The organism is Burkholderia savannae (assembly GCF_001524445.2).
GTDB lineage: Bacteria > Pseudomonadota > Gammaproteobacteria > Burkholderiales > Burkholderiaceae > Burkholderia > Burkholderia savannae.
Genome location: NZ_CP013417.1, coordinates 923,504 through 945,566 on the forward strand (window position 1 = coordinate 923,504; position 22,063 = coordinate 945,566).

The 22,063-nt window shown below is 66.2% G+C and carries 22 protein-coding genes and 3 tRNA genes; 13 read left to right on the plus strand and 12 right to left on the minus strand.

Annotated features, from left to right (window positions below):
* The first annotated feature begins 5 nt into the window (after positions 1–5).
* From gmk to WS78_RS04670, 3 genes are all read left to right on the plus strand, one after another.
* A complete protein-coding gene (gene gmk / locus WS78_RS04660) occupies positions 6–689 on the plus strand; it encodes a guanylate kinase (protein ID WP_038750958.1) in 684 nt (227 codons plus the stop codon).
* A gap of 60 nt (positions 690–749) precedes the next feature.
* Complete coding sequence (gene rpoZ, locus WS78_RS04665; RefSeq protein WP_006025620.1) at positions 750–953, plus strand: DNA-directed RNA polymerase subunit omega; 204 nt, start codon at positions 750–752, stop codon at positions 951–953.
* 65 nt (positions 954–1,018) lie between these two features.
* On the plus strand, positions 1,019–3,388 hold the full coding sequence (locus WS78_RS04670) for a RelA/SpoT family protein (RefSeq protein ID WP_059584490.1): 2,370 nt from the start codon (positions 1,019–1,021) through the stop codon (positions 3,386–3,388).
* Between the two features lie 207 nt (positions 3,389–3,595).
* Here the strand turns inward: WS78_RS04670 and WS78_RS04675 are convergent.
* A tRNA-Arg gene (locus tag WS78_RS04675) sits at positions 3,596–3,672 on the minus strand.
* A 60-nt stretch (positions 3,673–3,732) separates the two neighbouring features.
* Positions 3,733–3,809, minus strand: a tRNA-Arg gene (locus tag WS78_RS04680).
* Between the two features lie 115 nt (positions 3,810–3,924).
* Here WS78_RS04680 and greB point away from each other — a divergent pair.
* Positions 3,925–4,488, plus strand: coding sequence for a transcription elongation factor GreB (gene greB, locus WS78_RS04685; protein WP_038750955.1), 564 nt, complete (start codon positions 3,925–3,927; stop codon positions 4,486–4,488).
* Between the two features lie 186 nt (positions 4,489–4,674).
* On the opposite strand, the gene WS78_RS04690 is transcribed toward greB, so the two are convergent.
* Positions 4,675–5,814: a porin gene (locus WS78_RS04690; RefSeq protein WP_038750954.1), complete on the minus strand. Its 1,140-nt coding sequence runs from the start codon at positions 5,812–5,814 to the stop codon at positions 4,675–4,677.
* 517 nt (positions 5,815–6,331) lie between these two features.
* Entirely contained in the window at positions 6,332–6,601 is a 270-nt protein-coding gene (locus tag WS78_RS04695) for a hypothetical protein (protein ID WP_038750952.1), read from the minus strand.
* A 402-nt stretch (positions 6,602–7,003) separates the two neighbouring features.
* Here WS78_RS04695 and WS78_RS04700 point away from each other — a divergent pair, with 402 nt between their 5' ends.
* Both WS78_RS04700 and WS78_RS04705 read left to right on the plus strand, forming a co-directional pair.
* A complete protein-coding gene (locus WS78_RS04700) occupies positions 7,004–7,207 on the plus strand; it encodes a cold-shock protein (RefSeq protein ID WP_004522324.1) in 204 nt (67 codons plus the stop codon).
* Positions 7,208–7,351: 144 nt separating this feature from the next.
* A complete protein-coding gene (locus WS78_RS04705) occupies positions 7,352–8,491 on the plus strand; it encodes an exonuclease domain-containing protein (RefSeq protein WP_059584493.1) in 1,140 nt (379 codons plus the stop codon).
* Here the strand turns inward: WS78_RS04705 and WS78_RS04710 are convergent.
* Positions 8,488–9,081 carry a chorismate mutase gene (locus tag WS78_RS04710; protein ID WP_038750947.1) on the minus strand — a complete coding sequence of 198 codons (594 nt, stop codon included), beginning with the start codon at positions 9,079–9,081 and terminating at the stop codon, positions 8,488–8,490. The genes WS78_RS04705 and WS78_RS04710 overlap by 4 nt on opposite strands.
* 245 nt (positions 9,082–9,326) lie before the next feature.
* Positions 9,327–9,473: a hypothetical protein gene (locus WS78_RS36955; protein WP_038750945.1), complete on the minus strand. Its 147-nt coding sequence runs from the start codon at positions 9,471–9,473 to the stop codon at positions 9,327–9,329.
* 206 nt (positions 9,474–9,679) lie between these two features.
* On the opposite strand from WS78_RS36955, the gene WS78_RS04715 reads away from it, so the two are divergent.
* The 4 genes from WS78_RS04715 (at position 9,680) to WS78_RS04730 (ending at position 14,298) form a co-directional block, all read left to right on the plus strand.
* Positions 9,680–10,063 carry a DUF2946 domain-containing protein gene (locus WS78_RS04715; protein WP_038750944.1) on the plus strand — a complete coding sequence of 128 codons (384 nt, stop codon included), beginning with the start codon at positions 9,680–9,682 and terminating at the stop codon, positions 10,061–10,063.
* Positions 10,064–10,211: 148 nt separating this feature from the next.
* Positions 10,212–12,545, plus strand: a complete 2,334-nt coding sequence (locus WS78_RS04720; RefSeq protein ID WP_059584497.1) for a TonB-dependent receptor — start codon at positions 10,212–10,214, stop codon at positions 12,543–12,545.
* Entirely contained in the window at positions 12,533–13,804 is a 1,272-nt protein-coding gene (locus WS78_RS04725) for a sialidase family protein (RefSeq protein ID WP_059584500.1), read from the plus strand. The genes WS78_RS04720 and WS78_RS04725 overlap by 13 nt, the downstream gene beginning before the upstream one ends.
* Positions 13,801–14,298, plus strand: a complete 498-nt coding sequence (locus WS78_RS04730; RefSeq protein WP_059584502.1) for a TlpA family protein disulfide reductase — start codon at positions 13,801–13,803, stop codon at positions 14,296–14,298. Before WS78_RS04725 ends, WS78_RS04730 begins: the two co-directional genes overlap by 4 nt.
* Before the next feature lie 252 nt (positions 14,299–14,550).
* Here the strand turns inward: WS78_RS04730 and WS78_RS04735 are convergent, their stop codons facing one another.
* Positions 14,551–14,802 carry a GlsB/YeaQ/YmgE family stress response membrane protein gene (locus WS78_RS04735; protein WP_025990481.1) on the minus strand — a complete coding sequence of 84 codons (252 nt, stop codon included), beginning with the start codon at positions 14,800–14,802 and terminating at the stop codon, positions 14,551–14,553.
* A gap of 496 nt (positions 14,803–15,298) precedes the next feature.
* Entirely contained in the window at positions 15,299–15,592 is a 294-nt protein-coding gene (locus WS78_RS35555) for a glutathione S-transferase family protein (RefSeq protein WP_231752086.1), read from the minus strand.
* 4 nt (positions 15,593–15,596) lie between these two features.
* Between WS78_RS35555 and WS78_RS37460 the strand changes: the two genes are divergently transcribed.
* On the plus strand, positions 15,597–15,827 hold the full coding sequence (locus tag WS78_RS37460) for a hypothetical protein (RefSeq protein ID WP_226377207.1): 231 nt from the start codon (positions 15,597–15,599) through the stop codon (positions 15,825–15,827).
* 280 nt (positions 15,828–16,107) lie between these two features.
* Complete coding sequence (locus WS78_RS37465) at positions 16,108–16,395, plus strand: hypothetical protein (RefSeq protein WP_226377208.1); 288 nt, start codon at positions 16,108–16,110, stop codon at positions 16,393–16,395.
* On the opposite strand, the gene WS78_RS36960 is transcribed toward WS78_RS37465, so the two are convergent.
* From WS78_RS36960 to WS78_RS04770, 4 genes are all read right to left on the minus strand, one after another.
* Entirely contained in the window at positions 16,392–16,604 is a 213-nt protein-coding gene (locus WS78_RS36960) for a LysR family transcriptional regulator (RefSeq protein ID WP_059748074.1), read from the minus strand. The genes WS78_RS37465 and WS78_RS36960 overlap by 4 nt on opposite strands.
* 299 nt (positions 16,605–16,903) lie before the next feature.
* A tRNA-Thr gene (locus WS78_RS04760) sits at positions 16,904–16,979 on the minus strand.
* A gap of 315 nt (positions 16,980–17,294) precedes the next feature.
* Positions 17,295–18,311 carry a class 1 fructose-bisphosphatase gene (locus tag WS78_RS04765; RefSeq protein ID WP_038750939.1) on the minus strand — a complete coding sequence of 339 codons (1,017 nt, stop codon included), beginning with the start codon at positions 18,309–18,311 and terminating at the stop codon, positions 17,295–17,297.
* A 125-nt stretch (positions 18,312–18,436) separates the two neighbouring features.
* Positions 18,437–19,369 carry a LysR family transcriptional regulator gene (locus WS78_RS04770; RefSeq protein ID WP_038750938.1) on the minus strand — a complete coding sequence of 311 codons (933 nt, stop codon included), beginning with the start codon at positions 19,367–19,369 and terminating at the stop codon, positions 18,437–18,439.
* A gap of 116 nt (positions 19,370–19,485) precedes the next feature.
* On the opposite strand from WS78_RS04770, the gene metE reads away from it, so the two are divergent.
* The gene (metE, locus tag WS78_RS04775) at positions 19,486–21,780 is read left to right on the plus strand and encodes a 5-methyltetrahydropteroyltriglutamate--homocysteine S-methyltransferase (RefSeq protein WP_059584506.1); all 2,295 of its coding nucleotides are present in this window, start codon (positions 19,486–19,488) and stop codon (positions 21,778–21,780) included.
* Positions 21,781–22,063 lie beyond the last annotated feature (283 nt).

The window sequence follows — 22,063 nt, forward strand, 5'->3', positions numbered from 1 at the left end:
GCAACATGACCGATTCGAACCGCGACGGCGCGGCAGCGCATTCGCTGCACGTCGGCGTCTATCCCGGCAATCTCTTCATGGTCGTCGCGCCGTCGGGCGCGGGCAAGTCGACACTCGTCAACGCGCTCTTGTCGAAGGATTCGGAGATTTGCCTGTCGATTTCGTACACGACGCGCAAGGCGCGCCCCGGCGAGCAGGACGGCCAGCATTACCACTTCACGACGGTCGAGGATTTCCGCGAGCGTCACGCGCGCCACGAGTTTCTCGAGAGCGCCGAAGTGCACGGCAACTACTACGGCACGTCCCGCGTCTGGATTGAAGAGCAGATGAAGAACGGCCACGACGTGCTGCTCGAAATCGACTGGCAGGGCGCGCAGCAGGTGAAGAAACAGTTCCGCAACGCGGTCGGCATCTTCATTCTGCCGCCGTCGCTCGCCGCGCTCGAGGAGCGCCTGAAAAAGCGCGGGCAGGACGAGCCGAACGTGATCACGCGGCGCCTGCTCGCGGCGGGCAGTGAGATCGCGCACGCCGCGGAAGCGGAGTACGTCGTCATCAACGAAACCTTCGAGCACGCGCTTGCCGAGCTCGAGTGCATCGTCGCCGCGACGCGCCTGCGCTTCACGTCGCAATATGCGCGGCACACCGAACTTTTCGTCGAGCTCGGCATTCATCTGCCGCACGCGGAGTGACGGCGGCGAACGAGGCACATAAGGTAGAATAAGGAACATATTCAGAAGGAACGACCCAACATGGCTCGCATAACCGTTGAAGACTGCCTGAAGCAGATTCCGAACCGCTTCGAACTGGCACTCGCCGCCACTTATCGCGCGCGGCAGCTCGCGCAAGGCCATACGCCGAAGATCGAAAGCCGCGACAAGCCGACGGTCGTCGCGCTGCGCGAGATCGCGGCCGGCCAGGTCGGTGTCGAAATGCTGAAGAAAGTGCCCGTTTAAGGCACACTCGGTTTCTTCAGCCATGTAGTCCACGCGCAACCGACGAGCGAACCTAGGAGGCGAAAATGAGCACCACACCATCGTCCGCCTCCTCGGGGGCCGGGCACGCCGAGGCCACCGCACCGTCCTCCGCGCGTCAATATATCGACGCGGTCCTCGAACAGTCGTTTCGCCATCTGTTCGGGCCGACCGCGACGCCGGAGCAGCCGCGCAAGCACGGCGTCGTTTCCATCGCGAAGCTGACGGCCGCGCTTGCCGATTACCTCAGCCCTGAGGAAATCAAAGAGGTCAAGGCGGCGTTCCACTTCAGCGACGAAGCCCACCTCGGCCAGTATCGCCAGAGCGGCGAACCCTACATCACCCATCCCGTCGCCGTCGCGGAAATCTGCGCCGGCTGGAAGCTCGACGCCCAGGCGATCATGGCGGCGCTCTTGCACGACGTGATGGAAGACCAGGGCGTGACGAAGAGCGAGCTCGCCGAGCGCTTCGGCCCCAAGGTCGCGGAGCTGGTCGACGGGCTGTCGAAGCTCGACAAGATGGAGTTCAGGAGCCGCGAGGAAGCGCAGGCGGAAAACTTCCGCAAGATGCTGCTCGCGATGGCGCGCGACGTGCGCGTGATCCTCGTGAAGCTTGCCGACCGCCTGCACAACATGCGCACGCTCGGCGCGGTGCCGATGGAAAAGCGCCGCCGCGTCGCGCGCGAGACGCTCGACATCTACGCACCGATCGCGCACCGCCTCGGCCTGAACAACACGTATCGCGAGCTGCAGGACATGAGCTTCGCGAACTTCAATCCGCATCGCTACGCGACGCTCGAAAAGGCGGTGAAGGCCGCGCGCGGCAATCGCCGCGAAGTGATCAGCAAGATCCTCGAGTCGGTGCAGCGCGCGATGGCGGACGCGAAGATCGACGCCGAGATCACCGGCCGCGAAAAGACGATCTTCAGCATCTACAAGAAGATGCGCGACAAGCAGCTGTCGTTCTCGCAGGTGCTCGACGTGTACGGCTTCCGGATCGTCGTCGAGCATCCGCTCGACTGCTACACGTGCATCGGCGTGCTGCACGCGCTCTACAAGCCGGTGCCGGGCAAGTTCAAGGATTACATCGCGATTCCGAAGGTCAACGGCTATCAGTCGCTGCACACGACGCTCGTCGGCCCGTTCGGCGCGCCGATCGAGTTCCAGGTGCGCACGCGCAAGATGCACGAGATCGCGGAGGCGGGCGTGGCCGCGCACTGGCTGTACAAGAACGGCGGCGCGGATCTGAACGACGTGCAAAAGCGCGCGCATCAATGGCTCAAGTCGCTTCTCGACATCCAGAGCGAGGCGGGCGATTCGAGCGAATTTCTCGAGCACGTGAAGATCGACCTGTTCCCGGACGCGGTCTACGTGTTCACGCCGAAGTCGAAGATCATGGCGCTGCCGCGCGGCGCGACCGCGCTCGACTTCGCATACTCGATCCACAGCGATCTCGGCAACCAGTGCGTCGCCGTGAAGATCAACAACGAACTGCTGCCGCTGCGCACCGAGCTCAAGAGCGGCGACATCGTCGAGGTGATCACCGCGCCGTACTCGAAGCCGAACCCTGCGTGGCTCGGCTTCGTGCGCACCGGCAAGGCGCGCTCGGCGATCCGGCATTATCTGAAGACGATGCGCCTGAACGAGTCGGTGCAACTCGGCGAGCGCCTCGTCGACCAGAGCCTGAAGGGCTACGGGCTCGCGCTCGCGGACGTCGCGCCCGAGGTGTGGGAAAAGCTCGTGCAGTGGACGGGCAACAAGAGCCGTCAGGAGATCTTCGCGGACATCGGTCTCGGCCGCCGAGTGGCCGCCGTGATGGCGAAGCGAATCGAAGTGCTGATGAGCGGGCGCGATGCGGACGACGATCTGCCGCGCGCCGAGCGTCACGCGGCCAACCACGCGCCGCCCGTCGTGATCACCGGCACGGAGGGGATGTCGGTGCAGCTGTCCGCGTGCTGCCGGCCGATTCCGGGCGACGACATCATGGGCTACATCGGCATCGGGCTCGGGATGGCGATTCATACGACGGCCTGCCGCGTCGCGCAGCGCATTCACCGGCGCGATCCGGGCCGCTGGATCGACGTCGCATGGGCGCCGCAGCCGGGCCGCCTGTTCGACGTCGCGGTGAAGGCGCTCGTGAAGAACACGAAGGGCATTTTCGCGCGCGTCGCGGCGGACATCACGTCGGCCGACGCGAACATCGTCCATATCGCGATGGACGAGGATCTGACGCACGAATCGACGGTGTTGCGCTTCGTGATCCAGGTGAGCGATCGCGTGCATCTCGCGAACGTGATGCGCCGCGTTCGCACGAATCCGGACGTGATGCGGATCATGCGCGAGCGCTCGAACGACGACGTCGTGCATGCGCGCCACGACGGCGGGATGCGGATCGATCGCGAGCGGCAGGATTACTAGCGTGCGGATGGCGCCCGGCGCGGGCGCAGGCAAGCGCGGCATCGGCGGCCTTCGGGCCGCCGTTTTCGTCTGGAGCGCGGCGAGGCGACGAGAGGCGCAGGAAAGGGCGGTGGGCGCGGGCTTTCAGTGCCGGCCGTGCGGAGCGGCGGGGCGCATCCATCCGCGCGCAAAAACAAAGGGCCTTCCCGGAGGAAGGCCCTTCAAAAATGGCGCGGCTGGCAGGATTCGAACCCACGACCCCTTGGTTCGTAGCCAAGTACTCTATCCAACTGAGCTACAGCCGCACGCAAAGCGGTACAACTTTGAACTGAGAGGGCCTTCTCGCGAGAAGGCCCTTGAAAAAATGGCGCGGCTGGCAGGATTCGAACCCACGACCCCTTGGTTCGTAGCCAAGTACTCTATCCAACTGAGCTACAGCCGCACGCAGAAGTGGGATTATAGCAAACAAATTTAAAAAGGGAAGCCTTTCTCCACGATTTATCAGATAAGGCTGTTCGTGTAACCTTACAGCATCCGATAGTCGCTTAAATTGCATCATGAACAAGGCGTTTGTGAAGGAGTCGGACGGAGACGACGACGACCTCGACCACGCGCAGGCCGCGATTCCGCCCGGCGCGAAGAACTACATCACGCCGGCGGGCCACAAGCGCCTGCGCGACGAGTTGCTGCATCTGATCGACGAAGCGCGCCCCGAGGTGGTGAAGCTCGTGTCGTGGGCGGCATCGAACGGCGATCGCTCGGAGAACGGCGACTACATCTATGGCAAGCGGCGTCTACGCGAAATCGACCGCCGCATCCGCTTTCTGACGAAGCGTCTCGATCTTGCCGAAGTCGTCGACGCGAGCCGCCAGGAGAACGCGGATCAGGTGTTCTTCGGCGCGACCGTCGATTACGCGACGCAGGACGGCGCCGAGCATACGGTGACGATCGTCGGCGTCGACGAGGTCGATCTGGATCGCGGGCACGTGAGCTGGATCTCGCCCGTCGCGCGTGCGCTGCTGAAGGCGCGCGTCGGCGACACGGTCACGCTGGTGACGCCCGTGGGGCCGGAGCCGATCGACGTGCTCGACGTTCGCTACCCGGCGCCGGGCGCGGCGTGAGTCATGAGGGGAGAGCGCGTTGCTCTTCTCGCACGCCGGCCGCGAGCAATGCATCCGCGGCTCGCGAGCCGCGCAGACATGCCGCCGACATCGCGCGCACTCGGGCGAAGCAGCTCCGTGCCCATCCGATCGATCATAAAAAAAGCGCCCCGAAAGGGGCGCTTTTGATCGGGCCCGAAGGACCGGTTAGAAGCGGTGACGCAGGCCGGCCGTGACGGCGACCTGTTTTTCGCTCGACGACATGCCGCCGATGCCGTTGATGTATGCGCCGAGGCCCGTGCCGTCGCTGTTGACCTTCTGATACACGCCTTGCAGGTACACGTCCGTGCGCTTCGACAACGCGTAGGCCGTCTGCAGGTTGAACTGGTTCCAGCCCGGGTGATGGTTCTCGATGAAGCCCGCGGTGTACGTGTACGAGCCCGAGACCGTCCAGGCCGGCGTGAACGCGTAGCGCGCGTTCACTTCATAGTTGTTGAAGCGCATGAACGTGCCGTCGAGCGCGATGCCGCTCGAGAGGCCCGATGCGCTCGCGCCGATCGCCGTCGCGCGATTGACGCGCGATTGCGTGAACACGAAGCCAGCCGTCGCAGGACCGTACGTGTAGTTCAAGCCGCCGCCGAACACACGCTGGCGCTTGCCGACGAACGTGTTGTCGAGTGCGACCGCGCCCGATGCGTTCGACACCGTCGGGCCGAAGTCGTTGTTCAGTTGCAGGTAGCCGGCGCCGACGTTGAAGCCCGCGTAGCTGTACGACACGCCCGCGCTATAGGCGCGGTTGTTCGTGAACTCGTTGCTGTTCGAGAAGCCGTACAACGCGCCGAACTTCAGGCCGGCCCAGTTCACGCTCGTGTACTTGACGGCGTTGTTGATCCGGAACGAATTGTTCAGGTTGTCGTTGTCGAACGGGTGCGCGAACTGCGTGCCGCCGAATTGCGTGCCCGTCAGCGACAGCGGCCCGAGGTAGTCGACGACGCTGTCGTATTGACGGCCGAGCGTCAGCGTGCCGTATTGCTCGTGCGACAGGCCGACGAACGCCTGGCGGCCGAACTCGCGACCGTTCTGCTTCAGCGTGCCGTTATTGATGCCGAAGCCGTTTTCCAACACGAAAATCGCTTTGAGGCCGCCGCCGAGATCTTCGGCACCGCGCAGGCCCCAGCGGCTGCCGTTGACCGAGCCGGTGGATTGCGACCACGCGCTGTGGCCGCCTTGGTTATTCGTGTAGGTGATGCCGGCGTCGATCAGGCCGTACAGCGTCACGCTGCTTTGCGCATGGGCGGCCGTCGCGAAGACGCCAGAGAGAGCGGCAACGATGAGGGTCTTTTTCATTGGGTTTATCTCCGTCCGAAACAGGGTGGATAACGATATCTGACCTGTTCTTCGATGTTCCCGGCGGCTGCTGCGAGAAACCGAGCCGGGGCATGTCTCGGGCGCATACCGCCGCCCGTCATCACAAGCTATCCGCAGTGTAAAAGAGCGTTGCCGAAAGTCGATGAATCCGGATTAAGAAATAATGTATTTTCTTTTCAGCAATAATTGGGGTGGCGGCGGAAACCCTTGCGGGGCAAGGCTTTGGGCTGGATTGAGCAAATATTTTTCCGCTCCCGAACCTTCGGCGACGTTGCGCGACAGCGACAATCGGTGGAGAGCCGGCCGAGGTGCATCCCGCATGCGCGCGATTATTGACACTTCGGCAATAGAGGTTTGTGGGGAGTACGATTAATGAAAGGGAGTCAACTCGTTATACTGAGGTTTCTGCTTACCAAAGCAGACTTTTTCGTTGACGGAAAAGATCTCCAAACCTTTGTCAGCGCGACTCTCCGGTCGCGCTTTTTTTTGCCCACTCCTATTGTTCATACCAGCGCCTGCGGCGCCTGGGTGGAGGCGACGCGTCGGTCGGCTCTTCCTGCGCGGGCAGGACGGGCTGCGCCCAGTCTTCCATCACGTAGTGACGCGCATCGAGCGGCGATGCAAGCAGGTTCTGCCAATGATCGCCATGCCACGTCGCATCGAATTCGCTCGCGAACATCGTGGGCGCCGCCGGCGCGCGGCCCGTCGAATTGTTGCGGCGCGCAATGCCGAGCCGGTGTGCGAAGCGTTTGATGCCGTTCAGCATGACAGTCTCCCGCGCCCTACGGGGCGACGCTCAGCATTGCAAAGGTTCTTGCGCACCGCAACCCGGACAAATACTAAGCCTCGTCAATTCGCTCGATCGCGGTAGATTTTTCTTTTGCGGATTTTAATAGTCAGCTACCCCGGTAATAATGACAGGTGTTGTTGCGGTTAATTAATTTCTCGCTCCTAGTGTACCGATTCCAGTTGTATTCTTATCAAATCGTATAAGCGGTCATCAAAAATTTTCTTGACTGAATTGGATTCTCCCATTTATAAAAGCACCACCAAGCTTGCAGTGCTTCCCGCACGTCGAAAGAAGGGGGTAGAGGAAGCGTCGGAGCTTTGTGTGACGGTATAAGGGCGTAGCCCGTGTTTTATTTTTATTTAGTGGGGAACTAGGAATATGGATACCGGTATCGTGAAATGGTTTAACGATGCTAAGGGCTTCGGCTTTATTACGTCGGACAATGGCGGCGAAGATTTGTTTGCCCATTTCTCCGAAATCAGGATGGAGGGCTTCAAGACCCTTAAGGAGAATCAGCGTGTGTCGTTCGAAGTGAAAACCGGCCCGAAGGGCAAGCAGGCCGCGAATATTCAGGCGCTTTGAACGCCTGAAACGCGCCGAGGGCCGTGCAAACCCCCGCCTAGGCGGGGGTTTTGATTTCTTGGGCGAGTAGAATAGGGACTGCTAGCGCCGGGGCCGCCCCCGCGTCCGTCCGACAACACACGAAGTGCCGTCCGCCCGCCATCCATGTCCGTCTCGCCGCTGCTCCACCCTGCGATCGACACGCCGCTCGCGTTCGTCGATCTCGAAACCACCGGCGGTTCGGCCGTCGAGCATCGCATCACCGAAATCGGCGTCGTCGCCGTGCATGCGAATCACGTGTCGACCTGGACGACGCTCGTCGATCCGCGGCAGCCGATTCCAGCGTTCATCCAGCAACTCACGGGCATCACCGACGCCATGGTGCGCGGCGCGCCCACGTTCGCCGACATCGCATCCGCATTGTTCGAGCGGCTCGACGGCAAGCTCTTCATTGCACACAACGCCAGCTTCGACCGCGGGTTCCTGCGCGCGGAATTCGAGCGCGCGGGCTTCGCGTTTAATCCCGACGTGCTTTGCACGGTGCGGTTGTCGCGCGCGCTTTTCCCGCGCGAGTCGCGTCACGGGCTCGACGCGCTGATCGAGCGGCACGCGCTCATGCCTTCGGCGCGCCACTGGGCGCTCGCCGACGCGGATCTCATCTGGCAGTTCTGGCAAACATTGCACGACGCGATTCCGGCCGATCAGTTGCGCGAGCAAATCGCGCGCACGACGCGCCGTTTCCGGCTCGCGGGCACGTTGACGGAGGCGCATCTGGAGCGCGCGCCCGCCGGCTGCGGCGTGTATGCGCTCTTCGGCGACGACGATGTGCCGCTCTACGTCGGCCGCAGCGTTCGGGTCCGGCAGAGGCTGCGCGCGCTGTTGACGGGGGAGCGGCGCTCGTCGAAGGAAATGCGGCTTGCGCAGCTGGTTAGGCGGGTCGAGTGGCGCGAGACGGGCGGCGAGCTCGGCGCGCTGCTGGCCGAGGCGGACTGGATTGCGTCGCTCGCGCCTTCGTTCAACCGGCGGCCGGACCGAAGCGCCGCGGGCGACGCGGGCTGGCCGTTCGACGGGCCGGTCGCGTTCGAGGAGCGCGGCGAGTCGAGCGTCTTTCATGTGGTTGACGGTTGGCGCTACGTCGGCGCCGTGGCGTCGATCGAGCAGGCCGCGGCGCTCGCGGCCGAAGCGCGCGAGGCGGGCGGACGCGACGCGGAGGCGGCGCCCGCGGTGCGCCGCATTCTGCGAACGCATCTTGCGCGCGGGCTGCAACCGATCCCGCTCGCGGGCGCCGCGTCCGCTGCCGCCTAGCCGACGGCGCTTGCGCCGCCCGCCGTGCAGACGTGAGACAGCGCGGTGCCGAGCGCGTCCTTCTGGCCCGAATCGTAGCGCGTCAGCGTTTTCCAGTTCGCGATGCTGCGTGCGAGACGCGACGGGCAATCCTGCGCGTCCCGCAGTGGCGCGACGCGCGCGAGCGCAGCGATCAGCGACTGAGTCAGCCGGTCGAGCTGCGGCCGCGTGCTCGTCGCGAGATCGGGCGCGGGGCCTTCGGGGCCATGCGTCGCGCGCCACGTCGCGAAGAGCGCGTTCTGCACCTGCTTGCTCGCGGTGATCTGGTCGTCGAAAAAAGTGCGGGCGTAAGCGGGATCGACGCCGCTCGCCGTCGCGCGCTTTTCGACGTCGGCCAGCAGCGCCGCTTCGCGCGGCGGGTCCGAAATCGGCTTCTTGTTGATCCACTTCCATTGAGCGACGGGCTCGGCGAGCGCGAGGCGCTGCGACGCGAGCGCGACGAGGTTCGTGAGCGCGGTGTCGTCGCCGTCGGCGGCGGCGACGCGAGGCGCGGTCAGCACGGCGAGGCCGAGCGCGGCGGCAGCCAGGCTTGCACAAAGAGATGGTTTCATGGCGAAAAACGACAATGCCGGCTTGCGGGAGCCGAGTGGTGGAAAAAACAGAAGAATAAGCGAAGACGTTGCGCAGCGACGCGGCGCAAGCGAGGGATCAGCGGACGCAGCAGCCTCGACCCGGCTGGCCGTTGCGGCCCGGGTTCGGTATGGGTTGCCGAGACGAGAAGGCGGCGGTGCGCAAGGAAGCGTTCGCGAGCACGCGACGATTCACCGGCACGGATGCGCCGTCGGGCCGTGCACGGTTACTTCGGCGTGCACAGCTTGTGCTGCTCGTCGAAAAACGCGCGCACATGTTCGGGCAGCTCGGCGAGAAACTCGACGGCCACGGGCTCGGGGTCCGGGCTCATCACCTTCTCGGGAGGCGGAATGCGGGTTGGCCTTTCGTCCATGTTCTCTCTCCTTGGGTAAGAGAATTATCGAACGCCAGCTTTGCTTTGTGCCAGTGTTCAATCGTTAGATTTTGTCTCTGTTGCTTAAACGGTACATGCATTTGCGTTGATTTGCGGCAATGCGCGTTTCCGAACGGATGCGCATCGTTCGAAGCGCAGCCGCAAACTGACTTGTTATACTGCGCGCCTCTTTTTCCCGAGCTGCGATGAAACGTTCGACGCGATGGATGAGCCTCGTCTGGCTGGCGCTGGTACTCAACGTACTGTCGCCCGTCATCGGCTACGCGCGCGCCGCCTCGAATGCGGCCGACGCGCCGTTCGCGCTCGAGTTGTGCAGCGCAGCGGGCGCGAAGCGCATCGTCGGCGCGGGCGAGACGCGCAAGGACGACGGCGCGCTCGCGCACGTCGCTCATTGCGTCTACTGTCCCGGCTTCGCCGCGAACGTCGCGCTCGGTTCGAGCGCGCCCGTGTTGCCGTGCTTCGTTCGTGCGTTCGCGTATGCGAGCCGCGTCGAGCGGCCCGCCGTCTTCTTCCGCCGCGGCGTGCGCATCGCGCAGCCGCGCGCCCCGCCTGAAACCGTCCCGGTCTGATCTCAGCAGCCCGCTCGCGCGTTGCCACGCGTGAGCGCCGTCGCGCGCGCGACGTCGGGCGTCACGTCCGTTCTTCTGCGAAGACGGGCGCGGCGTGCGTTCGCATGCGCGGCGATCCGCCGACCACGTTTTCAGGATTTGCTTCTCCATGTCTCATGCTCTTGCCGCGCTCGCCGCGCGCAGGCGGCTCGCGGCCGCCTGCGCCGCGGCGCTCGCCTGGCCGGCCGCTCATGCGGCGCCGACGGGCGCCGCCCCTGCCGATTCAACGTCCGACGCCGCCGCCGCGACGACGGCATCCGGGAAAACCTTGAATGTCGTTACCGTGACCGCGCAGCGCCCCGCATTCGCGCCCGACACGCCCGGCGTCGTCGAGTCGCTCACGCGCGATCAGATCGATTCGCACGTCAACGTGACGACCGAAGACGCGCTCAAGTACGCGCCGAATCTGATGGTGCGCCGCCGCTACATCGGCGATCGCAACTCCGTGTTCGCCGGCCGCGATTTCAACGAGCTGCAGAGCGCGCGCGGGCTCGTCTATGCGGACGGCCTTCTGCTGTCCAATCTGCTCGGTTCGAGCTATTCGTATCCGCCGCGCTGGTCGCTGATCCAGCCCGACGACATCGCGCGCGTCGACGTGCTGTACGGCCCGTTTTCCGCGCTCTATCCGGGCAACGCGATCGGCTCGACCGTGCAGATCACGACGCGCAAGCCGGAGCGGCTCGAGGCGTCGGTGTCGACGCAGTTCTTCACGCAGCGTTACCGTGACGGCTACGGCTTCGCCGACAGCTTCGGCGGCAATCACCAGACCGCGCGGCTCGCCGACCGGATCGGACGTTTCTGGTATGCGCTGTCGCTCGACCGGCTCGAGAACGACAGCCAGCCGATGCAGTACGCGAGCCCGAACGCCGCGTACGATCCGAAGCTCGGCGCGCCGGTGCCGGTGACGGGCGCGGCTTCAGACGTCGGCCCGAACGGCCGGCCGCGGACGATCGTCGGCGCGCAGACGATCGAGCGCACCGAGCAGCTCAACGAGACGCTGCGCTTCGGCTACGCGTTCACCGACCACGTCGACGCGACGGTCACGCTCGGGCATTGGGAGAACCACTACCGCCAGCACGGCGACACGTTCCTGCGCGATGCGGCAGGCAACCCGGTGTACGGCGGCAACGTGTCGTTCGGCGGGCGCAGCTACACGGTGTCGCCGACCGCATTCGCGCCGCAGAACGGCGACCAGGAGAATTGGCTGTACGGGCTCGGGCTCGACGCGCGGCTTGCGTCCGGCTGGAAGCTGTCGGCGAGCGCTTCCGCATACGACGTGTCGCGCGACGTGTTGCGCAGCGCGTCGAGCGCACCGCCCGGCGCGTGGGACGGCGGGCCCGGCACGGTGTTCCATGGCGACGGCACGGGCTGGCGCACCGTCGATCTGCGCGCGGAATCGCCCGACGTGCGCGGGCATCGCTTCTCGTTCGGCTATCACTTCGACACGTATTTCCTGCGCAACGCGACCTACAACACGGCCGACTGGCGGAACGCGGCGCCGACGACGCTCGCGAACAGCTATCGCGGCAACACGCGCACGCAGGCGCTGTACGCGCAGGACGCGTGGCGTTTCGCGCCCGGCTGGCTCGCGACGCTCGGCCTGCGCTACGAGCGCTGGGACGCGTACGGCGGCGAGCTCGGCAATGCGGGCGCGACGCTCGGTTATGCGGATCGCGGCGCGACCGCGCTGTCGCCGAAGCTCGCGCTCGAATGGCAGCCCGCGGACGCGTGGCGCTTGCGGCTGTCGTTCGCGACGGGCACGCGCTTTCCGACCGTCGCCGAGCTGTTTCAAGGAACGATCTCGAACAACGCGATCGTCAACAACAACCCGAACCTGCAGCCGGAAAAGGCGATCGACTGGGATTTCACGGCCGAGCGCGACGTCGGCTTCGGCGTCGTGCGCGCGAGCGTGTTCCAGAGCGACCTGCGCAATTCGATCTACAGCCAGACGACGGTCGCAGGCGCTTCGACGTACACGAACATCTCGAACGTCGGGCGCGTGCGCGTGCGCGGCGTCGAACTCGCGTTCTCGGGGCAGGACGTCGGGATCAAGGGGCTCGATGTCGACGCGAACGTCTCCGCGACGAACGCGCAGACGCTCGCCGACGCGGCGAATCCGAGCTACGTCGGCGCGCGCTGGCCGAGAGTTCCGCGCATGCGCGCGAACCTGCTCGCGTCGTACCGCTTCGACGAGCACTGGATGACGAGCGTCGGCGTGCGCTATTCGGGGCGCCAATTCAGCACGCTCGACAACAGCGACGTGAACCCGAACGTGTACGGCGGCACCAGCTCGTATACGGTCGTCGATCTCAAGGCGCGCTACCGTTTCGATCGCCACTGGCTTGCGTCGTTCGGCATCGACAACGTGACCGATCGCCGCTACTACGTGTTCCACCCGTATCCGGGCCGCACCTTCTATGGAGAGTTGAAATGGTCGCTTTGAAGCATGGGCCGGCAGGCGTCGCGCTGCTCGCGCTCGCCTGCGGTGCGCTCGCGCACGACGCGCGGCCGGCTGCGGTGGCGTCCGCGCCGCATGCCGCTCACATGGCAATGGACTCGGCAACTGCCGGCGCCGCGCAGAAAGCGCCGCTCGCGACGGGCGCCGCGTTCGATGCGCGTCATCGGCTGTGGGTCGCGTGGGTCGAGGGACAGCACGTCGTCGTCGCGCATTCGGACGACGCGGGGCGCACGCTGTCCGCGCCCGCGACGGTCAATGCGCTGCCCGAGCCGGTCTACACGAGCGCCGAGAACCGGCCGAAGCTTGCCGCGAGCCCGGACGGGCGTGCGGTCTACGTCACGTGGTCGATGCCGCTCGATGCGCCGTACACCGGAATGGTGCGCTTCTCGCGCTCGCTCGACGGCGGCGCGACGTGGTCCGTGCCCGTCACCGTGCATCGCGACCGGCAGGCGATCACGCATCGCTTCGACATGCTGACGGTCGATCCGCAAGGCCGCGTCTTCGCCGCGTGGATCGACAAGCGCGACCTTCTCGCCGCGCAGCGCTCAGGGAGAGCGTATGACGGTGCGGCGATCTACTACGCGGTGTCGGCCGACGGCGGCGCGACCTTCGCGCCGGAGCGCAAGGTGACGGACCACACGTGCGAATGCTGCCGGATCGCGATGGCGGCCGATCCCGACGGGCGCGTGCAGGCCGCGTGGCGCAACGTGTTTCCCGGCCAGATTCGCGACCACGCGATCGCGGTGCTGCCGGTGTCGGCGGATCGCGCGGTCGAGCCCGTGCGCGCGACGTTCTCGAACTGGCAGGTCGAAGCGTGTCCGGATCACGGACCGGCGCTCGCGATCACGAACGATGGCGTGCGGCATCTCGCGTGGTTCGGCGTCGTCGACGGCAGGGCCGATGTGTTCTATTCGCGGCTCGATGCGGGCGGCGCGCCGCTCGGCACGCCGTTCGCGTTCGGCGACGATCCGGCGACACCGAACGAGCAGGCGTCGCATGCGGCGATCGTCGCGCCGCGCGACGCGCTTTGGCTCGCATGGAAGGCGTTCGACGGCGACACGATGCGCATCAAGTTGCGTCGCTCCGACGACGGCGGCGCGCACTGGAGCGCGCCGCGCACGATCGCGCAGACGTCCGGCGCGAGCGACAATCCGCAATTGCTGACTGATCGCGGGCGCGTCTATCTGTCATGGCGCACGCGCAACGACGGCTACCGGCTGATCGACGTGGAGGGGCAACGATGAAGCGCAGGATGCTCATGCTCGCTGCGCTCGCGATCGCGGCGTCGAGCATCGCGGGCGAATTGCAACCGCCGCAATCGCCGCAGCCGCTGCGCGCGGCGGATGTCGCGTCGCTCTATGCGAGCGGGCGCGGCGCGCCGCTCGTCGTCGAAGTCTGGTCGCTCGACTGTGGCTACTGCCGCGAGAACGCCGCGCATCTCGTCGAATGGCAGCGGCGCCATCCGCAGGTGCGGATCGCGCTCGTCGCGCTCGATTCGCTCGACGAGCACGCGCCGCAGCTCGCCGGCGCGTTCGCGCAGATGAAGCTGCCCCCGAACGTCATGCAATATGCGAACGCCGAGCCGATGCCGGAAAGGTTGCGCGTGGCGCTCGATCCGGGCTGGCGCGGGGAGCTGCCGCGCACGCTGTGGATCGACGCGGACGGCATGCGCCGCGCGAAGAGCGGTCTGCTCGCGCCGGCCGTGCTCGATGCGTGGCTGCAACGTCGGGAGCCCTGACGATCGGCGCGCGGCGCATGCCGTCGCCGGCAAGCGGGCGCTGCGTCCGCTTTGCCGGCGGCGCGCATCGCGCAACATCGCGCCGCGTGTCGTGTTCGAGCGTGCATGTACGGTGCGATGGCGAGCGAATGCCTTTCGCGCGAAACGAGGGGATTGGACGATCGGGAATGCGAAGAAGCGGCGGGTGGCCGCGAGACGGGAAATGCGGCGCAAGCGCCCGGCGGCCGCGCGGCGCGCCGGGCGAAGCTGGCGTCAGGCTCGTTTGAATAGCCGGATCACGAACAGCAGAATGACGGCGCCGATGACGGCGACGATGATCGAACTGATGAAGCCGCCGCCGATGTGAATGCCGAGAATGCCGGCGAGCCAGCCGCCGATGACGGCACCGACGATGCCGACGATGATGTCCACGAGCAGCCCGAAGCCGCCGCCCTTCACGAGCAGGCCGGCGAGCCAGCCTGCGATTGCGCCGATGATGAGCCACATAATCAAGCCATGAGCCATGGTGGTTCTCTCCTTTGTTAATTCCCACGAATGAACCGACGTCGGGCGCTGCCTGTGACGTGACGCGGATCGCACGCCGATCCCGGAGCGTCGCCCCCGCAATTTACTTCAATAGACGGGTCAGGATCGTTAAGTAATGTTACGCATCTCGTCCGAATTGACCAAATATTTTTTGTCGGACGGGCGCCGGTACGCGCATTGAAATAAAAGCGTAAGAAAAATCCGCGCGCGATTCTTTTGCGGTGATTCGGCCGCGGCGGCGAACGTCGCGCATGCGGCGCCGCAGCGAATGCCGAGCCGTTCGCGATGCGAAAGTTTCCACGGTAGGCGGCGACGAACCGGCGCACCGTGCGGTGCGCCACCGTTCACGGCGGCAGAACGCACGCGTGCGCGTTTCGTTCGGTTGAAACGGGTTCGGCACCGCAACGCCGACGCGATACGCTTCGTTGCGCGACGCCTCGGCCGGCGCGTCGGATTCAGTCGGTTTCAGCCGGTCTCAAGCGAGCGGAAAGGCGGCGAAGAGCGGCGTGTCCTCCGCGGACGCGGAGAATGCCGTCAGATGCGGATGAGCGGTTTCGTCGACGATGGCCGGCAACATCATGCGCGTGAACCGCCATGCGATCGCGACCGTCGCACCCGCTTGCGCGAGCCGGTTGTCGCGCTCGGTGATAGGCGTCCACGGCAACGACGCATCGAGTGCATCTGCGGCCGGCAACTGGTTGCGGACGTGCGCGAGCCGCGCCTGCACGGCGGCCGCGACTCGCGGATGCCGATGCCCGGTGTCGAGCACGGCGATGCCGCTCGTGAAGTCGAGATATGCGTTGCCGTCGACGTCTTATAAGCGTTCGCTGCGCGCGCTCGACGTGGATCGGGTGGACCTGGCCAACGCCGCGGGCAACGGCGGCGGCGCGGCGGCCATTCCACGCTTCGTTCGGGGAACTTATCGTCACGCTCCTGAATGGCTGAGCGAAAGAGGGCGGGCGGCGCGCGTTTCTCGGCGAGCTCGGGTGCCGCCGCCCGCGTGAGATCCGTATCCGCGCGCGCCAAGTGCGCGATGAGTGTCGACCCGCGCGGGCGATGATCAGTTCTCCTGACACGATCGCCGCCGGCCGCTCGATCGGCGCGTGCTACGGCGGCGCGAGCGCGCACGCGAAGGCGTAGTTCGAGCGCATCGGAACGCGAGTCGTCGAGCTGGGCAGCGAAGCGCCATTCGACGCGCTCACGGCCCTCGGCCCGTGTCTGCCTATTGCGCTCGCGTATTGCGATGCGGCCGGGTATCGCGGTGTGCGTCGACGATGTGTTCGAATGCGCGGCCGCGTGCGGGCTCGGCGACTGGCGCGGCGTTCTCGATTGGGCGCAGCGTGCGGCCGGGTGCTGAGCGTGAGCGAGACGCAGACTTGCCTGAGCCGCGCGGCGACGCCGGCCGGCATCACCGAGGCGATTCTCCGCGCGCCGTCGTTGCGCAAGCGTCTGCCGGACGCACTGCGCGAAGGCGTTCGCCACGGCGCCGCGATGGCGCGGCACTGGCGGGTTGGATCACGAGGAGGCGCATGCACGCAGGACTTGAAGAAAAACCGGATCGTCACCCGTTAGAGGCTGCTCGCCTCGCGGTCGAACGGCTTCACGCCGAGCTCGTCCTCGAGCATCTTGATCTGGCGGCTCGCGGCGCCCACTGTGACGTGCGGATGATGCGCGGCTTCGGTGAGGCTGTAGCCGCGCGCGGACCCTTCGAACGTGCGCAACGCCGACAGCGACGGGAGCTTCGACGTGTCTTGCGGATCGGGGCGCAGGGGCCGGCTCAATCTGATTGACGCGGAAACGGGACGGCGTATTTCGCAACGAGTTCGAAATGACTTCATCACGGTTTCGGGCGCGGCCTGGACGCGGGGCAGTGGGCGATTCGCTCGACGTGCGCATTCGATGGCGGCGCGGCGCGACGAAAAGGGCTTCTCGATGCACGCGCGCGCCGACATGTGCCGCATGCGTCTCGCAAGCGACGCTGCGGCGAATGTCGCGATGCGCGCCGTCACGCAAGACGCGAGCGCGACGCCGGAAAGCGAAAAGGGCCGCGACGCTTTCGCATCGCAGCCCTTGAATCTGTTGGTGCCGGAGATAGGAGTCGAACCTACGACCTTCGCATTACGAATGCGCTGCTCTACCAACTGAGCTACACCGGCAACAGAGAAACGAAATTATATGGAGCTACCGGCACGCTGGCAAGAGGATTTGGCAAAAAATTGTGGAGAATGCTTATTGGTGCCGGTAACTGCTTGATTCATCGGGATTCCCGTCGATCGATTCACCGCTTTGCGCAGGCATTCGATGGCCTCGCATCGATCGAAACGCGAGCTCGCACCATGACGGCTCCATGCGAGCTCGCGTTTGTCGTGCTCCGGTCGACCGGAGCACGCCCGCAACGGGCGGGCATCGCGTTCGCCGCGCCGAATGCGAACGAGCGGGGCGCGCTCGGCCGTCGCTCGCGCGACGTCGCGTTACGACTGGGCTTCCTGGTGGTAGCGCGAGACGCGCTCGACCTCGTTCTTCGAGCCGAGAATCACCGGCACGCGCTGGTGCAAGCCGGTCGGCTGCACGTCGAGGATGCGCTGCAGGCCCGTCGTCGCCGCGCCGCCCGCCTGCTCGACGATGAACGACATCGGGTTCGCCTCGTACATCAGGCGCAGCTTGCCCGGGCGATCCGGCGTGCGCTTGTCGGCCGGGTACATGAAGATGCCGCCGCGATTCAGAATCCGGTGCACGTCGGCGACCATCGACGCGATCCAGCGCATGTTGAAATTCTCGCCGCGCGGGCCCTCGGCGCCGGCGTTCAGCTCGTCGACGTAGCGCTTCACCGGGTCGTACCAGTGGCGCGCGTTCGACGCGTTGATCGCGTATTCGCGCGTGTCTTCCGGAATCCGCAGGTTGCTTTGCGTGAGCACCCACGAGCCGACTTCGCGGTCGAGCGTGAAGCAGTTCACGCCGTTGCCCGTCGTCAGCACGAACACGGTCTGCGGGCCGTACACCGCATAGCCCGCCGCGACCTGCTCGGTGCCCGGCTGCAGGAACGACTGCTCGGTTGCCAGCTGGCCGTCCGGGCAGCGCAGCACCGAGAAGATCGTGCCGATCGACACGTTCACGTCGATATTCGACGAGCCGTCGAGCGGATCGAACACGAGCAGGTACTCGCCGCGCGGATAGTTCGCGGGGATCGGAAAGAATGTTTCCATTTCCTCCGACGCCATCGCCGCGAGATTGCCGCCCCATTCGTTCGCGTCGAGCAGGATCTCGTTCGACAGGATGTCGAGCTTCTTCTGCACCTCGCCCTGCACGTTCTCGCTGCCGGCCGTGCCGAGCGCATCGCCCAACGCGCCCTTGCTGACGTTGTAGCTGATCGCCTTGCACGCGCGCGCGACCACTTCGATCAACAGGCGCAGGTCGGCGGGGAGGTTGTTGGTCTCACGCTGCTGCTCGATCAGATACTTGGAAAGCGTGGTGCGTCGGGAAATGGACATGGGGAACTCCGAGAGGCTGACGAATGCGTTGGATGTTGGGATAGGAATAGGCTCGATTTTACCCGTGGCGACCTGCCGCAGACGGTTTTTCGGCGAAAGCGGGTCGGAACGGCGCGCCGCGCCGCTTACAGCAGCTCGATCTCGGGCAGCGACGTTGCGCTCGTCTCGCGCATCGTCGCGACGAAGTCGGCCGCGTACGGGCGCGTCGAGAACGCGGGCAGCGTCGCCGCGTAGAGCTCGCCCGACAGCGTCGAGCCGTCGGCGCGCAGCACCGCTCGCGCGCTCACGTAACGCTTGTCGAGGTAAGTCGCGACCGCCCACAGCGGCAGCGCCGCGACGCCGCGGCGGCTCGCGACGAGCTGCAGGATCGCGACCGTCAGCTCCGACGTGCGCCGCTTCGGCTCGATGCCGGCGGGCTTGAGCACTTGCCGGACGATGTCGAGCATTTCGTCGGGCACCGGGTACGTGATGAGCGTCTCGTCGCGGAAATCGTCCGCGCACAGCGACGGCTTCTGCGCGAGCGCGTGGTCGTTGCCGACGAGCCCGACGATCTGGAAGCGAAAGAGCGGGTGATGGTCGACGGCTTCGTCGGCGTCGGCCTCGGCGACGATCGCGAGATCCGCGCGGTCCTGATGCAGGAGGCCGATCGGGTCCGCGTGAAAGCCCGACACGATGTCGAGCTCGACTTCCGGCCAGCGCTGCCGGAACGCATCCATCGCGGGCATCAGCCAGTCGAAGCAGGTGTGGCACTCGACCGCGATCCGCAGCGTGCCGCCCGTGCCGAGCGCGAGACGCGCGATGTCGCGCTCGGCTTCCTCGATCGCGGGCACGACCTCGCCGGCGAGCGCGAGCAGGCGCTTGCCGGCCGCGGTGAACGTGAGCGGCGCGGATTTGCGCACGAACAGCGGCAGCCCGAAGTGCGTTTCGAGCGCCTTCAACTGGTGCGACAGCGCCGACTGCGTGAGGCACAGAACCTGCGCGGCGCGCGACAGGTTGCCGGTGTCGCGCAGCGCCGCGAGCGTCTGCAGATGCCGGAATTCGAGCGGTGAGCGGATCATCGAGAAGCGCCTGGCTGGTTACTATGTTGAAAAGAATTCATGATATTCGGCAAAAACTTTCGTTTGAGTAATGATAGGGCAAATCCGATACTGCCGGTCACTTCTGGAGGATCGAGATGACCACCGCACACATCCTGGGTTTTCCGCGCATCGGCGCGCAACGCGAGCTGAAGTTCGCCCTCGAACGCTATTGGCGCGAAGGCGCGTCGGCCGACGCCGAGCACGCGCTCGTCGAGACCGGCCGTGCGCTGCGCGCCGCGCACTGGCAGGCGCAGCGCGCGGCCGGGCTCGACTGCGTGACGGCCGGCGACTTCGCGTGGTACGACCACGTGTTGACGACGCTCGCGCACGTCGGCGGCCTGCCGTTGCGGTTCGGCTTCGACGCGCGCGCGCTCACGCTCGCCGACTACTTCGCGGCGGCGCGCGGCAACGCCGCGCAGCCGGCGATGGAAATGACGAAGTGGTTCGACACGAACTATCACTATCTCGTGCCCGAGTACTCGCCCGCGACGACGTTCGGGCCGGGCGTCGAGTGGCTTTTCGACGAAGTGCGCGAAGCGCGCGCGCTCGGCCATCGCGCGAAGGCGGCGCTCGTCGGCCCGCTCACGCTGCTGTGGCTCGGCAAAGCGCGCGACGGGCTCGCCGATCGCCTCGAGCTGTTGCCGCGCCTCGTGCCCGCGTATCGGTCGCTGCTCGCGCGATTGAAGCAAGCGGGCGTGGACTGGGTGCAGATCGACGAGCCGATCTTCGCGCTCGATCTGCCCGCCGCGTGGCGCGACGCCGCGCAGCCTGTCTACGAAGCGCTCGCGCCCGACGCGCCGAAGCTGCTCGTCGCGACTTACTTCGACGACGCGAGCGAGCACGCGGCGCTCCTGAAGGCGTTGCCCGTCGCGGGGCTGCACATCGACCTCGTGCGCGGCGACGCGCAGCTCGACGCGTTCGTCGCGGGCTATCCGGCCGACAAGGTGCTGTCGTGCGGGATCGTCGACGGCCGCAACGTGTGGCGCAATGATCTCGATCGCTCGCTAGCGCGGCTCGCGCCGGTGCGCGATGCGCTCGGCGAACGGCTGTGGGTCGCGACGAGCTGCTCGCTGCTGCACGCGCCCGTCGACCTCACGCACGAGCCGAAGCTCGACGACGAGCTGAAGGCGTGGCTCGCGTTCGCGGTACAGAAGACGCGCGAGGTCGCGGCGCTGCGCGACGCGCTCGTGAAGGGACGCGCGGCGGTCGCGGCGGAGTTCGACGATGCGGCGGCGGCCGCGAACGCGCGACGTACGTCGGCGCGCATTCACAACCCGCTCGTCAAGCGTCGCGTCGCGGCGCTGACCGATGCCGACGCACGCCGCGCGGGCGCCTATCCGGCGCGCGCGGCCACGCAGCACGCGCGTTTCGATCTGCCGCCGCTGCCGACGACGACGATCGGCTCGTTCCCGCAGACGCCGGAAATCCGCCGCGCGCGTGCGGCGCTCAAACAGGGCGTGCTCGATCATCTCGGCTACCTGGAGGCGATGCGCGAGCAGGTGCGCATCGCGATCGACAAGCAGCTCGCGTACGGGCTCGACGTGCTCGTGCACGGCGAGGCGGAGCGCAACGACATGGTCGAGTACTTCGGCGAGCTGCTGTGGGGCTTCGCGATCACGAGCAACGGCTGGGTGCAGAGCTACGGCTCGCGGTGCGTGAAGCCGCCGCTCATCTATGGCGACGTCTATTTGCCGGAGCCGTTGACGGTGGGCTGGGCGTCGTACGCGCAGAGCCTGACGGCGAAGCCGGTGAAGGGCATGCTGACGGGGCCCGTCACGATGCTGCAATGGTCGTTCGTGCGCGACGACCAGCCGCGCGCGACGACCGCGCTGCAGATCGCGCTCGCGCTGCGCCAGGAGACGCTCGATCTCGAGAAGGCCGGCATCGGAATGATCCAGATCGACGAGCCGGCGCTGCGCGAAGGGCTGCCGCTGAAGGCGCGCGATCGCGCCGCGTATCTCGCCTGGGCGGTGCGCGCGTTCAAGGTCGCGTCGTCGGGCGTCGCGGACGCGACGCAGATCCACACGCACATGTGCTATTCGGAATTCGGCGACATCCTGCCGTCGATCGCCGCGCTCGACGCCGACGTGATCTCGATCGAGACGACCCGCTCGAACATGGAGCTGCTCGACGCGTTCGAGACGTTCGCGTATCCGAACGAGATCGGGCCGGGCGTCTACGACATCCATTCGCCGCGCGTGCCCGACGCGGACGAGATCGAGCGGCTCATCCTGCTCGCGCTTGAGCGGATTCCGGCAGAGCGCCTGTGGGTGAATCCGGACTGCGGGCTGAAGACGCGGGAGTGGCGGCAGGTCGACGCGGCGCTCGCCGCGATGGTCGAGGCGGCGAAGCGCGTGCGGGAGACGGTCGCGCAGGCGGCGCTCGCGTGATGTGACGCGGCGGCGCGTGACGGCCGGGCGCGGCATGCGGCGCGCGCGTGTGTTTTGCGTCGGCGGGCGCGCGCATCGCTCGCGCGGGCCGCACGACTCGACTCGAATCGATTCGACCCGACTCGATTCGATTGACTTCGGCTTCGGCTTCGGCTTCGGCTTCGGCTTCGATTCGCGCAGCCGATCGGGCGGTCGTCCGCTCGCTCGATAAAAAAGCCGGCATCGCAACACGCGATGCCGGCTTTTTCGTCCGCGGCCGCCGGGAAACGGGCGGCCGCAACCG

Bases quoted from the DNA above. Each gene is read 5' to 3' on its own strand.
- WS78_RS04720 (WP_059584497.1), top strand. From the start codon at position 10,212: ATGTCTCATGCTCTTGCCGCGCTCGCCGCGCGCAGGCGGCTCGCGGCC.
- WS78_RS04735 (WP_025990481.1), bottom strand. From the start codon at position 14,802: ATGGCTCATGGCTTGATTATGTGGCTCATCATCGGCGCAATCGCAGGC.
- WS78_RS37460 (WP_226377207.1), top strand. From the start codon at position 15,597: ATGCCGCTCGTGAAGTCGAGATATGCGTTGCCGTCGACGTCTTATAAG.
- metE (WP_059584506.1), top strand. From the start codon at position 19,486: ATGACCACCGCACACATCCTGGGTTTTCCGCGCATCGGCGCGCAACGC.
- rpoZ (WP_006025620.1), top strand. From the start codon at position 750: ATGGCTCGCATAACCGTTGAAGACTGCCTGAAGCAGATTCCGAACCGC.
- WS78_RS04725 (WP_059584500.1), top strand. From the start codon at position 12,533: ATGGTCGCTTTGAAGCATGGGCCGGCAGGCGTCGCGCTGCTCGCGCTC.
- WS78_RS04690 (WP_038750954.1), bottom strand. From the start codon at position 5,814: ATGAAAAAGACCCTCATCGTTGCCGCTCTCTCTGGCGTCTTCGCGACG.
- WS78_RS04695 (WP_038750952.1), bottom strand. From the start codon at position 6,601: ATGCTGAACGGCATCAAACGCTTCGCACACCGGCTCGGCATTGCGCGC.
- WS78_RS04700 (WP_004522324.1), top strand. From the start codon at position 7,004: ATGGATACCGGTATCGTGAAATGGTTTAACGATGCTAAGGGCTTCGGC.
- WS78_RS04715 (WP_038750944.1), top strand. From the start codon at position 9,680: ATGAAACGTTCGACGCGATGGATGAGCCTCGTCTGGCTGGCGCTGGTA.
- WS78_RS04770 (WP_038750938.1), bottom strand. From the start codon at position 19,369: ATGATCCGCTCACCGCTCGAATTCCGGCATCTGCAGACGCTCGCGGCG.
- WS78_RS37465 (WP_226377208.1), top strand. From the start codon at position 16,108: ATGCGCGGCCGCGTGCGGGCTCGGCGACTGGCGCGGCGTTCTCGATTG.
- gmk (WP_038750958.1), top strand. From the start codon at position 6: ATGACCGATTCGAACCGCGACGGCGCGGCAGCGCATTCGCTGCACGTC.
- WS78_RS04710 (WP_038750947.1), bottom strand. From the start codon at position 9,081: ATGAAACCATCTCTTTGTGCAAGCCTGGCTGCCGCCGCGCTCGGCCTC.
- WS78_RS04705 (WP_059584493.1), top strand. From the start codon at position 7,352: ATGTCCGTCTCGCCGCTGCTCCACCCTGCGATCGACACGCCGCTCGCG.
- WS78_RS04670 (WP_059584490.1), top strand. From the start codon at position 1,019: ATGAGCACCACACCATCGTCCGCCTCCTCGGGGGCCGGGCACGCCGAG.
- WS78_RS04765 (WP_038750939.1), bottom strand. From the start codon at position 18,311: ATGTCCATTTCCCGACGCACCACGCTTTCCAAGTATCTGATCGAGCAG.
- greB (WP_038750955.1), top strand. From the start codon at position 3,925: ATGAACAAGGCGTTTGTGAAGGAGTCGGACGGAGACGACGACGACCTC.
- WS78_RS36955 (WP_038750945.1), bottom strand. From the start codon at position 9,473: ATGGACGAAAGGCCAACCCGCATTCCGCCTCCCGAGAAGGTGATGAGC.
- WS78_RS04730 (WP_059584502.1), top strand. From the start codon at position 13,801: ATGAAGCGCAGGATGCTCATGCTCGCTGCGCTCGCGATCGCGGCGTCG.